Source organism: Nitrincola tibetensis (assembly GCF_003284585.1).
GTDB classification, from domain to species: Bacteria; Pseudomonadota; Gammaproteobacteria; order Pseudomonadales; family Balneatricaceae; genus Nitrincola; species Nitrincola tibetensis.
Window position 1 is genome coordinate 162,903 of record NZ_QKRX01000003.1, and the last position, 14,213, is coordinate 177,115.

Here is a 14,213-nt window from a genome sequence, read left to right on the forward strand (position 1 = left end):
TGCCTCTACACTTAAGGTTCAAAAAACGAAAACACCTATCGATGCTTTCGATATTGAGTAAATATAGAATCAGACGCCGGTTTTTACAAGTTTTATTGTTCTTAAATGTTCGTTATTTTTCTTTCTTGGCGATGTAAAGTTGAACCTGAGCTTTGTCCATAAGGTTTTGGACTTTCTCTGGCGGCTTTTGATCTGTAAATAAAGCCGTGCATTGGGTGAGATTGCCTAAACGAACCATCGCATTTCGTCCAAACTTTGAGTGGTCAGCAGCGAGATAAACAAAACGAGAGTTATCAATGATCGCTTGTGCTATGCGCACCTCCTGATAATCAAAGTCGAGTAAGCTGCCTTCATCGTCGATACCACTGATACCAATAATACCGTAGTCCAATTTAAACTGATGAATAAAGTCGCGAGTGGCTTCTCCAACAATGCCGCCATCACGACTGCGGACTTCACCCCCAGTTATGATCACCGTGAAGTCAGGTTTAACGCTGAGAATAGACGCAACATTGAGATTGTTGGTGACGACTTTTAACCCTGTCTTGCTCAATAAGGCTTGGGCGATGGCCTCGTTGGTGGTACCAATGTTGATAAACAATGACGCATGGTCGGGGATATGATCGGCGAGAAGCTGCGAAATTCTTTGCTTCTCTTCAGAGAGTTGTGATTTGCGCGTATGGTATTCTGTATTTTCTGTACTCGAAATAGGCCCCGCTCCGCCATGATGACGCTCAATATCGCCACGCTTGGCCATCTGATTCAAATCACGTCGGATGGTTTGAGGGGTGACGTCTAATGCAGCAACGAGTTCATCAATGGTTTGATAGCCTTTTTGTTTGATGCGTTCAAGAATGCTCGCTTGTCGTAAGGTTTGGTTCATAACATCATCACAGGTCAATTAGGCGATTAAATATCCGAATAATACCATATTCGTCTTAAAAGGATGAGGCTGGATGCGGTGTTGCTAGGGGGCGTATCCGACGTGTTTTTGATTAAATCTGTTCACTTGAAAAAAGTAATTAAACAGGCTATAAGTTCAAATTAGATTAAAATTCTCATATTCGAACAATCAAGAAAAAATAAGAAAATAAATATGACTGATTACATCCTCGCCATCGATCAAGGTACGACGTCTAGCCGTGCAATCCTCTACACAAAAGCCATGGAGGTTGTCGCGACGGCGCAAGAAGAGTTTCAGCAACATTTTCCACGCAATGGCTGGGTCGAGCACGATCCTGAAGATTTATGGCAAACGGTGTTAAGTACCTGCCGTGCCGTTTTGGCAAAATCCAACGTGCCTGCGAGCGCTATTTTGACCATTGGGATTACCAATCAACGTGAAACCAGTGTGATTTGGGATAAAAAGACCGGAGAGCCTGTATATAACGCGATTGTTTGGCAAGATCGTCGCTCCTCCCAACTCTGTCAAACCTTAAAAGCAGAAGGTTTAGAGCCAAGATTTCAAGCGAAAACGGGGCTGTTGCTCGATCCTTACTTCTCCGGCACCAAAATAAATTGGGTGCTCAATAATGTCAAAAATGCCAGAAAGCGGGCTGAAGCGGGTGACTTGTGTTTTGGTACGGTCGACAGCTTTTTACTCTGGCGTTTCTCCAAAGGGCGCACGCATGCCACCGATGCAACCAATGCATCGCGCACCTTAGTGTTCAATATCCATACGCAAACTTGGGATAAAGAACTTCTCGACCTGCTTCAAATCCCCGTTGCCATGATGCCGCGCGTCCTCAACAGCGCCGACAACTTTGGTGTAGCCGATGCACAATGGTTAGGTGCCGAGATTCCAATCTCCAGCATGATTGGCGATCAGCAAAGTGCCTTGGTAGGGCAGGCGTGTTTGGAACCCGGTATGTTGAAAAGCACCTATGGCACAGGATGCTTTGCGATTGTGAATACGGGCAATAAGGCCATTACCAGTCAGCACCGTTTATTGACCACGGTAGCCTATCGTGTTGAGAACCAAACAACCTACGCGATTGAAGGCAGTATTTTTATGGCGGGAGCCATTATTCAGTGGTTACGGGATGGCGTGGGCATTCTCAAGTCATCCGCTGACTCTGAGGTGATGTCACGCAGTATTCGTCACGACCAATCTGAAATTATGGTGCCTGCATTTACGGGCCTAGGCGCGCCCTACTGGGATCCCGATGCCCGAGCCGCGATTTTTGGCATGACACGGGATACAGGCGCGGCGCAATTGGTGGCCGCCGCAATTCGCAGTGTGGCGTTCCAAACAGAAGATCTGCTTCAGGCAATGGTGCAGGATGGAATTAGTATTACGTCACTGCGCGTGGACGGTGGCATGGTCGAGAATCGCTGGTTCTTGCAGGTGCTGGCCGATCTAACGGGGATTCCTGTGGTCAAAAGTCATACCGCGGAGACAACTGCAAAAGGTGCGGCGTTACTGGCCGCTTATCAAATGGGGTTGTTTAGCAGCCTTGAAGAAATGTCGCAGACTTGGCAGGTGGCTGAAAACTATCAACCTTCACTCGTTGAAGATGTTCGTGCTGGCTACTATGATCGTTGGTTAGATGCGGTCTCTAGGGTTAAGGCAACGCCAGAGGTTTTATAGTTAAGGTTCGAGCAAACAGGTGTGATATGAAGATAGCCGTGCTGGATGATTACCAAAATGTTGTGAAATCATTGGACTGTTTTAAATTGCTTGAAGGGCATGAGGTGCAGGTCTTCAATGAGACCTATACCAATGTCGATACCTTGGCTGAACAGCTAATGGATTTCGAAGCCTTGGTGTTGATTAGAGAGCGAACAGTCATTCGCCGAGAATTGCTGGCGAAGCTGCCCAATTTAAAGCTGATCAGCCAGACAGGGAAGGTCAGTAATCACTTAGATCCCAAGCTCTGCCATGAGTATGGCGTATCGGTTGCAGAGGGAGTCGGTTCGCCCATCGCTCCGGCTGAATTGACCTGGGCGCTGATGATGGCTGCTTCTCGGCATTTGCCTGCCTATGCTTCAAACCTTTCTCAGGGTTTTTGGCAACAGTCAGGCTCTCTGGGGCTGGGGCGTGTGTTGCATGGCCTAACTCTCGGGATTTGGGGATATGGGAAAATTGGCCAGCGCATTGCGAGGTATGCTGAAGCGTTTGGCATGCGCGTATTGGTCTGGGGACGTGAGCCATCGCTAAAGTTGGCACAAGAACAGGGTTTCGAGGCGGCTGCATCTAAAGATGATTTCTTTAAAACCGCCGATATTGTAAGCCTGCATTTACGTTTGAATCCGGCGACAACGGCTTGCGTGACAGAGCAGGATTTAGCACTGATGAAAGCCGATTCGTTATTGGTGAATACCAGCCGTGCCGAATTGATCGAAGACGGTGCGCTTTATCGTCAGCTTAAAGCTCATCCAACAAAGCGTGCCGCGGTGGATGTGTTCAGTCATGAACCTGCCACTCTGGATAATGAACCTTTATTGGCGTTACCCAATGCTCTTTGCTCACCCCATTTGGGCTACGTTGAGCACAATAGCTACGAACTTTACTTTCGCATTGCATTTGAGAATGTTCTGGCGTTTGCGCAAGGGCAACCGCAGAATTTGGTGCATGTGGATTCATAAGATCTGAACTTATACGCTCTTAACCCATACGCTCTGAACCCTGCCCAGTGAGTGCCTTTAATTCACTCACAGGGCATGTCTAGCTCAAATATCCTTCACTAAACGCAACGCATCGTAAATCGCGGCATGGGTGTTGCGTGTCGCGACGGCATCACCAATTCTAAAGAGTTGAAATTGTCCCTCAGAATTGCGCACCACGGCTTGAGGCTGTCCGGCCAACAGCTGCTCATGAGCGGTTTCTCCATGATTGGAAGACAAGGGTTTTAACTCAAAATACAGCTCATCCAACGGAATAATGCCATGATTGATCACCACTTGATCGAACTCACGGATTTGCTCGACGCCACCATAGTCACTGCCGATGTAGGCTTTTAAGCCCGATGATATTTTCTCAAGTGCCTGTAAACGGAACGTCACCGTAAAGCGTGTGTTTAAGGCTTGTAAGCTGCGCATATAGGGAACGAGGTTCATGGCCATGACTTCAGGCGCAAAGGCGCGATCGGGCGTCATGATTTCCACGGCAGCACCACTTTTGGCCAAAATCTCAGCGGCTTGGAGGCCTGCGTGATCGCCTGCATCATCAAATACCAACACATTTTTACCAGGCTTAACGTCGCCCGAAATAATGTCCCAAGACGAGACAACCCACTCGTTGCCCTTCGCTAACACATCGGTATGCGGTAAGCCCCCTGTGGCAATAATGACCACGTCTGGGTGTTCAGCTTGCACCTGTTCAGACTCGGCCCAGGTGTTGAACTCAAAACGCACTCCTAAGCGCTCACATTGGGCCATCCGCCAATCGATGATTGAAATCATTTCTTTTCGGCGCTCGCTTTGTGCCGTTAGGCGAATTTGCCCACCCGGTTGGCTGGCCGCTTCAAATACAACCACTTCATGCCCGCGCTCACCCGCTACCCGAGCCGCCTCTAAACCGCCGGGTCCCGCGCCGACGATCACCACTTTTTTACGAGTGGTGGCTTTCTCAATTTCGTGGGGCATGCTTTCTTCACGGCCTGTGGCTGCGTTGTGAATGCAATAGGCTGATCCGCCTTGGTAAATCCGGTCTAAACAATAGTTTGCGCCGACACATGGACGAATTTCATCCTCACGTTTTTCGATGATTTTTTTGATGATGTGTGGGTCGGTCATGTGGGCTCGGGTCATGCCGATTAAGTCAACTTTTCCTGAGGCGATGGCGTGGCGAGCGGTAGCAACGTCAGGAATTTTGGCTGCATGGAAAACAGGAAAATTCGTTGCTGCACGTATGTCACCGGCAAAATCCAAGTGTGGATTGTTAGTCATGCCTTGTATCGGAATCACATCGGTTAGCCCAGCATCCGTGTCGATATGCCCTCTCACCACATTTAAAAAATCAACCATACCGCTGTCTTTAAGACGATGAGAGATGGCCATGCCATCGGCTGCGTTCAAGCCATGATCGAGCATTTCATCCCCGGTGTAGCGAACACCAACGATAAACTCAGTCCCGACGCGTTTACGGATTTCGGTTAAGACATCAAACGTAAACTTCAATCGATTATCTAACGAGCCGCCGTAAGGACCTTCAAGCTCATTGGTTAAGGGCGACCAAAACTGATCCATCAAGTGACCATAGGCTTGTAACTCAATTCCATCCATTCCACCGGCTTTCATACGCTCGGCAGCATCGGCGTAATCTCTAATGATGCGCTCAATGTCCCAGTCTTCCATTTTTTTCGGAAACGCTCTATGCGCGGCTTCGCGATGGTGAGAGGGGGAAACAACCGGAAGCCAATGGCCTTTATCCCAGCGCGTGCGACGTCCTAAATGGGTGAGCTGAATCATAATGGCCGCGCCTTGCTCGTGTACGGCATCAGTCAGATCCCTCATCCAAGGCACCACTTCATCCTTATACACCAGCAGGTTATTAAAAACAGGTGGGCTGTCTTTCGACACCGCCGCCGACCCTGCAGTCATGGTCATCGCCACGCCGCCTTTGGCTCGCTCAACGTGGTAGGCACGATAGCGTCCTTTGGGCATGCCGTCTTCAGGATAGGCGGGTTCGTGGGAGGTCATGATAATGCGGTTGCGTAAAGTGAGGTGTTTTAGTTGATACGGCTGTAATAAAGGATCATTTGACATGGTTGTGCTCCCGCATTGTGTGTTTGGGTGGCGTCTTTTTGATCAAATTTAGGTTTTATGTACATATGTGTCAATTATAAGTTCATGTGCGTATTACCGATACGTCGTTTTTGAAATTGTGCGTCGTTATTCTGTACGTGGTTGTTTAAAAAATTTGGTTAGCCCAAAAGATCCGGCTTCGGAGGGATGGATTTAATCAATTGTTATACGGTGAAGAAGCCTTTGGATCAGATGAGGTAGGTGGGTGAGTCTTAACCTTGAGATTGGTGCTCGAAAACTATGAGATTTCCCTCAACAGAATGCATGGCAACCCCCCGTTTTGCTGTATACTTGACAAATAATGGCTCTAAGTAGAATGAGTTCTTTGAACAAAGCGTTCAAGGATGTGGTCGTAAGTCTTAAATTTTGATTTACGGCCAGTTGAATATATAATACAGGCCTTTTATTTCTTCTGGTGCGTTATGTATTTGAATAATTCTGTCGCACTACATTAAAACCCTAGCTTATTGAGATGACTATGTCAGCAGATTTATCCTTATACAGAAACATTGGTATCTTCGCCCACGTTGATGCTGGCAAGACTACGACGACTGAACGTATCCTAAAACTGACCGGTAAAATTCATAAGTTAGGTGAAGTTCACGAAGGTGAATCGACTACCGACTTTATGGAACAGGAAGCCGAGCGCGGAATTACTATCCAGTCAGCAGCCGTAAGCTGTTTCTGGAAAGGCCATCGTTTCAACGTAATCGATACCCCGGGGCACGTTGACTTCACCGTAGAAGTGTACCGTTCATTGAAAGTATTGGATGGTGGTATTGGTGTATTCTGTGGCTCAGGTGGTGTTGAGCCTCAGTCAGAAACCAACTGGCGTTATGCGAACGACGCGGGTGTATCACGTCTGATCTTCGTAAACAAACTTGACCGTATCGGTGCTGATTTCATCCGCGTAACCGAGCAGGTGAAGAAAGTTCTGGGTGCAAACCCACTTATCATGGTGTTGCCAATCGGCCGTGAAGATACTTTCTCAGGCGTGGTAGATCTGTTAACTCAGAAAGCTTATGTTTGGGATAACACAGGTATACCAGAGAACTTCACTGTTACTGACGTACCAGCGGATATGCTGGATGATGTCGAGATGTACCGTACACAGTTGATCGAAACCGCTCTAGAGCAAGATGACGATCTGTTAATGGCCTACATGGAAGGTGAAGAGCCTTCTATTGAAGACCTGAAGCGCTGTATTCGTAAGGGTTGCCGTGATTTGGCATTCTTCCCAACCTTCTGTGGTTCTGCATTCAAGAACAAAGGTATGCAGTTGGTATTAGATGGTGTTGTTGAGTACTTGCCATCACCAACAGAAGTTAATCCACAGCCATTGACGGACGAAGAAGGTAACGAAACAGGCGAGTTCGCTATCGTTTCGGCTGATGAGCCTTTCCGTGCGTTAGCTTTCAAAATCATGGATGACCGTTTTGGTGCTCTGACGTTTATCCGTATTTACTCAGGCGTATTGAACAAGGGTGACACCATCCTTAACTCTTACACGGGTAAATCTGAACGTATCGGCCGTATGGTTGAGATGTATGCAAATGACCGTATCGATCTGACCTCAGCACAAGCGGGCGATATCATCGCTCTAGTCGGGTTGAAGAACAATACTCAAACAGGCCACACTTTGTGTGATCCTAAGAAGCCATGCACACTTGAGCCAATGGTGTTCCCAGAGCCTGTAATCTCTATCTCTGTTGCACCTAAAGATAAAGGTTCTATGGAGAAGATGGGCGTTGCGATCGGTAAAATGGTTGCAGAAGATCCAACCTTCCGTGTTGAGACTGATCCAGATTCTGGTGAAACCATTCTGAAAGGTATGGGTGAGTTGCACTTAGATATCAAAGTTGACATCCTGAAGCGTACTTACGGTGTAGAACTAGTTGTTGGTCAACCACAGGTTGCCTACCGTGAAACCATTACTCGTGCGGTTGAAGACAGCTACACCCACAAGAAGCAATCAGGTGGTTCTGGTCAGTACGGTAAAATTGATTACCGCATTCGCCCGGGCGAGCAAAACTCTGGCTTCAAGTTCTCATCAACCGTTGTTGGCGGTAACGTACCTAAAGAATACATCCCAGCCCTTGAAAAGAGTTTCGCTGGTATGATGTCTACAGGTCCTTTGGCAGGCTTCCCTGTATTGGACGTTGAGATTGAAGTATTCGACGGTGCGTACCACGCAGTTGACTCCTCTGCGATTGCGTTTGAGATTGCAGCGAAAGGTGCTTTCCGTCAGACCATGCCAAAAGCTGGTCCACAGCTTCTTGAGCCAATCATGAAAGTTGACGTGTTCACTCCTGAAGACCACGTGGGTGATGTTATCGGCGACTTAAACCGTCGTCGTGGCATGATCCAGGGTCAGGAAGCCGGTGTGACAGGTGTTCGTATTAAAGCGGACGTACCTCTTTCTGAAATGTTTGGTTACATCAGTACTTTGCGTACAATGACGTCAGGTCGTGGTCAGTTCTCTATGGAGTTCGCACACTACGCGCCTTGTCCAGCTAACGTTGCTGAGGCGGTTGTTGCGAAAGAGAAAGAAAAGAAAGCCGCTGCTGCTAAAAACTAAGTAGTTAACGCGCTTTAAAAAAGCCCCGTCAGTTTGCTCTGGCGGGGCTTTTTTGTTTGAATTTTTTATTAAGTCGTCCATTCAAAACTCAACCATTTTCTCGCTGAAACAATTCTGTCATATCACTTGAGTATAAAGAGGCCTGTTCATTAAGAGAGATTGAGTATGTTGTCCAGCCTCAGTATAGCTAAAAAACTATCCATCCTAGTTGTCTTCCCCATCATGATTCTGTTGGGTGTTTTGAGTATTAACTATTGGGTGTCCGTCCAAAAAGATCAATTATTTCATCGACTTTACAACGATCACTTAGCCGTATTATCCGATGTGCTTCGAGTGCAAAGTATTTTAATGAATGAAGGGTTGAGTCATTTAAATCAGTATCGAACAGGATGGATGGGAGCTGAACAGGCGAAAACGACAGTGACTGAGTTAATGGAAAATGCGCAGTCGCATTGGAGTCGATTCCAGCAGATTCGACCTGGTGAGGGTGATAGCGAACCCGATTCGCTGGTCGCTGAATTGGATTATTTGTTTGAAAAATCCGTTCGTCAGTATCAAGAGTGGATTGAATACGCAGGCACTGATGCACTGACGATACGAATTCTGAATGAATCGACCGTCAATGCTGAAAAAGCGCGCAATATAGGGTTGTTTAACGAACGCATTGATCTATATGTTCAAGAGCAAATACAAGCGGCTGGCGATGTTCGAGTTCAAGCCGAAACGCTAACAGACCAATTGGTGTGGGGATATCTTTTAGGGGCTCTTTTGGTCAGTTTGATCTTGGGTGGAATTGGAGTGATGATCCAGCACTCGATTGCAGCCCCAATTCGACGGTTACGAGATGTGTTGGTCAATGTCGAAACACAGTCGGATTTGTCTTTACAAGCGGATGAAAAGGGTCGGGATGAGGTCGCTGCGGCGGCGAGTGCCTTGAATAAGATGCTCAGACATTTTCGTGAACTGATACAAGAAATTGTTCAGGATACGCAGGCCCTAGAAAAACAAGCCAATGCGGCTCAGCAGGTGAGCAATCAAGTGGCAGAGGGGGTTGACAGTCAAAGTCAGCAAGCCAGTGCCTTAGCATCGGCCATTGAACAAATGGCCAGTGCGATAGAACAGGTGAATACCAATACCCGTCGTGCAGTGGATGTAGCCGTCAATGCGCAAGAGATCAGCGGACAAGGCAATCGTATTTCTAAGTCCAGCATGAGTAAAGTGATTGAGTTAGAACAACATCTACAACAGACACAATTGGTCATCAAACTGCTTAATGAAGGTTCCAAAGAAATCGCAGACGTTTTGACGGTTATAAAGAACATTTCGGAGCAAACCAACTTATTGGCGTTAAATGCTGCAATAGAAGCCGCCCGTGCGGGTGAAGCTGGAAGAGGGTTTTCGGTCGTTGCCGATGAGGTACGAACCCTATCATTAAACACGCAGCGAGCGACGGAGTCGATCAATCAAATCATTGAAAAGTTACAAACGCAGTCACTAAAAGCGACCGAAGTCATGAATATCGCTTGCCAGCAAGCCATTCACAGTGTGGATGACGCTCGCAAAGCGGATGAGTTGTTTAGTGATATCAGTTCAGCGGTGACAGAAATTGTCTCTTTAAACCACAATATTGCACTGGCCACACAAGAGCAAACCGGCGTCACGGATCACTTAGGTCAGTCCATGCATTTACTCAATCAGGATATTGAGCAAATTAGTCGCACCGCGAATCTTTCGGAAAGCGCCAGTGAAAGCTTGAACCGTCTAGCGGCAAAGTTATCCCAAGGCTGTGCAAGGTTTCAGTAGTGATGCGTTCGAACCCTATTCAAGGTTCGTCCGGACGGTTCTGTGAGAAGGGTGAGGCGGAAACGCCGCACCCTTCTATAAACTTAAACGGATTTTTGTTTAGCGGATTGTTTCACTGAGTCTATCCATGCTGAATCAAAGCGTGTCTGTTGTGGTTCCAGCTCCAGTGCCTCAATTTTTAGCAATAGTTTTTGGATAGGTTTTTGCAACTCGCTGACACCGCCGTCATTGCCTTCTAATTGATGCATTTGCATTAGGCCCAAATGATAGAAGCGCAGCAGCTTGATGGCGGTGATGTCGTTTTGTTCAACACCGGTTTCGACGTGGTGCATACTATTGGTGATGCTCATCAGGCAACGTTTGAGCTTCCAACCATAGAGAGATGAACTCATCCAAGGTTGACGCAATAGAATCTGTTTAAAAATAATGGTTGTCAGAATGAAGCCAGCCAATACGCCCGCTGCATTCCACTTAAAGTTATTGCCATCGGGATGACCGAAGAACGACACACTCAAGGTGGCTAGACTCATTGCCAGAACAATAAAAATCGCCATTAGGATCAGGGTGTTTTTTCGGGTTTCTTTGCGATAGATCTCTGGATCACGCGCTTCCAGCTCAAAAATGTCTGACACACTTGTCTCCTGATATTGTTTTCTATGGATTGGCATGACTTCTCATGCGCTGTATTAAGATGAGGACAAGGTTAACATTTTTAACTGCGTACATCTTTATTTCAGGTCGCAGGCTTCTGATTTTTGGGTCGATTATCGCTACATAAGTCTTTATACTTCTGCGTCATCAAACCAAGTTGATGTATGAAGGAGCGTTTTACTTTGCTATTCAAAATCGTATCATACCAGCAAGAAAAGCCTGCTGGACGAATCCGTAAGCAAAATGAAACACTCATTCTTCGTGCGGCTGAAATCGAGTTTGCCGAAAAAGGCTTTGCGGGTGCGAGCATGAATGCGATTGCACAGCGCGCAGGCCTTCCTAAAGCGAATCTGCACTATTACTTCAAAAATAAAATAGGCCTGTACATCGCTGTCTTGAGTGACATTATCGAGCTGTGGGATGAAACGCTGAGTGCAATTACGGCTGAAGATGATCCCGCCGAGGTCTTAACCCATTATATCCGACGGAAAATTGATTTCTCACGCGAATACAGCCTCGCTTCGCGTATCTTCGCATCTGAAATTATTAGTGGTGCTCCGAACATGAGTACCTATTTCAGTGACAACTACCACGAGTGGTTTGCAGGGCGCGTTGCTGTTTTTCAAGCTTGGATTGATCAAGGAAAACTGGACCCAATCACGCCTGAACACTTGCTGTTTATGATTTGGTCCACCACGCAACATTATGCTGATTTTGCCATACAAATTGCGGCTGCCTTGAATAAGCTCGAGCCGGATGCCGAAGACTTTGCAAAAGCCACGCAAACGATCACGCATATTATTTTGAAAGGCTGTGGGGTGAAAGGGGTTGATCCTGCTCCCTAGTAAAACTGCGCGAAAACCATTCCCCAACTCGGCGGCAGCACTCAATAAATAGCCATCCTTGGCCTGTTATCTGACCCACTTGTTTAGCATTAAGACCGCTTACGCTGAATCCATTCGCCTAATAAGGCACGCTCTTCCAGTGTCATCTGCGTTTTGTTTAAAAACGGCATATCGTGCGTCTGAATGCTTCGCGCTTCTATCCGATCCAGCATGCGCAAAATATCGGGCCCTGTTTCGAGCATGATACCACCGGGCGAAATGGCAAATATGTCGTCGGTGGGCGCACGGCTGTGACAGGTTGCACAGCGTTCAATCACGATGGCAAAGGCTTGTGAGTCGTTTAACTGCGCATCACCTATGTCCGCCTGTTGAATGGCTTGAGGCCGTGCCACAATAGCGAGCAGTACAAACGCAGCAAACGCCGAGATCAATATCCAAGGCTTCACAATGCCACGATGACGTAGATTGAAAAAATGCCGAGCCCAAGCGCCAATGAGTGTCAAGGCACCTAAAATGGCCCAACCGTATTCATGGCCATAGGTCATGGGCGAGTGGTTACTGAGCATAATGAACAATACAGGTAGCGTGGCGTAATTGTTATGGGTTGAACGGCGCTTTGCGTTCATTCCATAAATAGGATCGGGTGCTTCACCTTTTTCAACGGCACTGACCAAGGCGCGTTGCGAGGGCATAATGGTTGTAAACACGTTGGCGGCCATACAGGTTCCGATTAACGCGCCAATATGAATATACGCCGCTCTATCGCCAATCACCTGGCTCAGCGCCCAGGCTAAAAAGGTGATAATGGCCAATAATACGAGACCCAGTATTAGCTCTTTATCCACTAAAGGCGTGCGACACAAAAGCTCATACATCAGGTATCCCACCCCAATGGTGCCTAACCCTATTGCAATCGCCTGCCAAGGTGCGAGATCCGCTTTGGCGGGGTCAATCATGTAGCTGCTTGCACCCACATAGTACATGAGCGTCAGCAGAAGCATCCCCGTGATCCAGGTGGAGTAGGCTTCCCACTTAAACCAATGTAAATGTTTGGGCATTTTTTCTGGGCCGAGCTGGTACTTAGCCACCTCATAAAAGCCGCCACCATGGATCGACCATAGATCTCCCTTGATTCCCTTGTCTTTTTTCCATTGAGGAGGCTCTTCCAAGGAGTTGTCTAACCAGACAAAATAGAAGGAAGCTCCGATCCAAGCAATGGCGGTCACGACATGCAATAATCTGAGCAATAAATGCAGCCAATCAGATAAGTAAGGATCCATCGCTTAGTTCTCCCGCTGATAGGCTTTGCTGCCCAAGATATAGGTGGCTTCAATCAGTCGATCATCGCCGAGCATGCTTAATACAAATAAGACCTCGTTGAGTGTTTGACAGGTTCCGGTTCTAAACGCCATGAGGGGGGTTGATTTCAGATTGATGACGACAAAGTCAGCCTCTTTCCCCGGTAAAAAGTTGCCTAGATGTGTCTCCAGTGATAAGGCTCTCGCACCGCCTAGCGTCGCTAGGTAAAAGCTCTGATCGGGGGCCAGTGAAACACTTTGCAGCTGTTGGATTTTGTAGGCATCACCCAGCGTTTGGAACATAGAAAAACTGGTACCGGCACCCACATCGGTTCCTATGGCAAAGCGAACACCTTGGGCGTGCATGCGCTCCATATCAAACAGGCCTGAGCCTAAAAATAAATTGGATGTCGGACAGTGGGCGAGCACTGTAGCGGAGTCTGCTAAGCGTTGGCAGGCATGTTCAGATAAGTGAATACCGTGTGCGTAAATACTTTTGGGGCCAAGCATTCCGAATTGCTCATAGGCATCCAGATAATCGCGTGCATTTGGAAACAGCGCTGCGACCCAAGCCAGCTCGTCACGATTTTCAGCAAGGTGGCTTTGCAAGTAGACACCTGGGTAGTCTTGCAATAATTGCCCTGCTTTTTGCAGTTGTTCTGGAGTGCTGGTGGGGGCAAAGCGTGGGGTAACGGCGTAATGAAGACGGCCCTTTTCGTGCCAACGCTCAATCAGTTCGGCGGAGTCCTCGTAGGCTGATTGGGCGGTATCCGTTAAAAAATCGGGTGCATTGCGATCCATCATCACCTTACCTGCTAAAAGGCGCATGTCCTGTGCTTGCGCGACTTCAAACAGGGCATCAACCGACTGTTTATGCACCGTACCAAAGACCATTGCGGTGGTGGTGCCGTTGCGTAACAGCTCATCAACAAAAAATGTGGCGATGGCCTTGGCATAGTCTTTATCAGCGAATTTACGTTCGGTTGGGAAGGTGTAGGTGTTTAACCACTCCAAGAGTTGGCGCCCATACGCCGCAATCATTTCCGTTTGAGGGTAATGGGTGTGTAAATCGATAAAGCCCGGCATGATTAAATGACCGCTGTAGTCTTCAACCGTAATTTGGCTATCCAGGGTTTTGATGAGGTCGGAATAGGGACCTAAGGCAGCAATGCGTCCATTTTCGATCAGCAATAAGCCATCTTCAAAATACTCGCGAGCCGACTCACCCTGAAGGCGAGGATCATCGTGGTAATGTAAAATTGAGGCGCGAAAGGCGTGTGATGTCATAGG

General features: G+C 47.6%; 10 protein-coding genes. 5 read left to right on the forward strand and 5 right to left on the reverse strand.

Annotation, left to right across the window (positions count from 1 at the left end; translation table 11 throughout):
* Positions 1 to 112: 112 nt before the first annotated feature.
* Entirely contained in the window at positions 113 to 883 is a 771-nt protein-coding gene (locus DN062_RS05060) for a DeoR/GlpR family transcriptional regulator (RefSeq protein ID WP_112158170.1), read from the reverse strand.
* Positions 884 to 1,096: 213 nt separating this feature from the next.
* Between DN062_RS05060 and glpK the strand changes: the two genes are divergently transcribed.
* Positions 1,097 to 2,590: a glycerol kinase GlpK gene (gene glpK, locus DN062_RS05065; RefSeq protein ID WP_112158172.1), complete on the forward strand. Its 1,494-nt coding sequence runs from the start codon at positions 1,097 to 1,099 to the stop codon at positions 2,588 to 2,590.
* Positions 2,591 to 2,616: 26 nt separating this feature from the next.
* Entirely contained in the window at positions 2,617 to 3,588 is a 972-nt protein-coding gene (locus DN062_RS05070; RefSeq protein ID WP_112158174.1) for a D-2-hydroxyacid dehydrogenase family protein, read from the forward strand.
* An 84-nt stretch (positions 3,589 to 3,672) separates the two neighbouring features.
* Here the strand turns inward: DN062_RS05070 and DN062_RS05075 are convergent, their stop codons facing one another.
* Entirely contained in the window at positions 3,673 to 5,709 is a 2,037-nt protein-coding gene (locus tag DN062_RS05075; RefSeq protein WP_112158175.1) for an NADH:flavin oxidoreductase, read from the reverse strand.
* Positions 5,710 to 6,226: 517 nt separating this feature from the next.
* Between DN062_RS05075 and fusA the strand changes: the two genes are divergently transcribed.
* A complete protein-coding gene (gene fusA / locus DN062_RS05080) occupies positions 6,227 to 8,326 on the forward strand; it encodes an elongation factor G (RefSeq protein WP_112158177.1) in 2,100 nt (699 codons plus the stop codon).
* A 165-nt stretch (positions 8,327 to 8,491) separates the two neighbouring features.
* A complete protein-coding gene (locus DN062_RS05085) occupies positions 8,492 to 10,129 on the forward strand; it encodes a methyl-accepting chemotaxis protein (RefSeq protein WP_112158179.1) in 1,638 nt (545 codons plus the stop codon).
* 83 nt (positions 10,130 to 10,212) lie between these two features.
* On the opposite strand, the gene DN062_RS05090 is transcribed toward DN062_RS05085, so the two are convergent.
* Positions 10,213 to 10,761 (reverse strand): DUF3087 family protein, encoded by a 549-nt coding sequence (locus tag DN062_RS05090; protein ID WP_112158181.1) that lies wholly within the window; start codon positions 10,759 to 10,761, stop codon positions 10,213 to 10,215.
* Between the two features lie 183 nt (positions 10,762 to 10,944).
* On the opposite strand from DN062_RS05090, the gene DN062_RS05095 reads away from it, so the two are divergent.
* Positions 10,945 to 11,625: a TetR/AcrR family transcriptional regulator gene (locus DN062_RS05095; RefSeq protein WP_112158182.1), complete on the forward strand. Its 681-nt coding sequence runs from the start codon at positions 10,945 to 10,947 to the stop codon at positions 11,623 to 11,625.
* A gap of 89 nt (positions 11,626 to 11,714) precedes the next feature.
* Here the strand turns inward: DN062_RS05095 and DN062_RS05100 are convergent, their stop codons facing one another.
* The gene (locus DN062_RS05100; protein ID WP_112158184.1) at positions 11,715 to 12,905 is read right to left on the reverse strand and encodes a urate hydroxylase PuuD; all 1,191 of its coding nucleotides are present in this window, start codon (positions 12,903 to 12,905) and stop codon (positions 11,715 to 11,717) included.
* Between the two features lie 3 nt (positions 12,906 to 12,908).
* Positions 12,909 to 14,210 (reverse strand): guanine deaminase, encoded by a 1,302-nt coding sequence (gene guaD / locus DN062_RS05105; RefSeq protein WP_112158186.1) that lies wholly within the window; start codon positions 14,208 to 14,210, stop codon positions 12,909 to 12,911.
* Positions 14,211 to 14,213 lie beyond the last annotated feature (3 nt).

Bases quoted from the DNA above. Each gene is read 5' to 3' on its own strand.
- DN062_RS05060 (WP_112158170.1), bottom strand. From the start codon at position 883: ATGAACCAAACCTTACGACAAGCGAGCATTCTTGAACGCATCAAACAA.
- glpK (WP_112158172.1), top strand. From the start codon at position 1,097: ATGACTGATTACATCCTCGCCATCGATCAAGGTACGACGTCTAGCCGT.
- DN062_RS05070 (WP_112158174.1), top strand. From the start codon at position 2,617: ATGAAGATAGCCGTGCTGGATGATTACCAAAATGTTGTGAAATCATTG.
- DN062_RS05075 (WP_112158175.1), bottom strand. From the start codon at position 5,709: ATGTCAAATGATCCTTTATTACAGCCGTATCAACTAAAACACCTCACT.
- fusA (WP_112158177.1), top strand. From the start codon at position 6,227: ATGTCAGCAGATTTATCCTTATACAGAAACATTGGTATCTTCGCCCAC.
- DN062_RS05085 (WP_112158179.1), top strand. From the start codon at position 8,492: ATGTTGTCCAGCCTCAGTATAGCTAAAAAACTATCCATCCTAGTTGTC.
- DN062_RS05095 (WP_112158182.1), top strand. From the start codon at position 10,945: ATGAAGGAGCGTTTTACTTTGCTATTCAAAATCGTATCATACCAGCAA.
- DN062_RS05100 (WP_112158184.1), bottom strand. From the start codon at position 12,905: ATGGATCCTTACTTATCTGATTGGCTGCATTTATTGCTCAGATTATTG.
- guaD (WP_112158186.1), bottom strand. From the start codon at position 14,210: ATGACATCACACGCCTTTCGCGCCTCAATTTTACATTACCACGATGAT.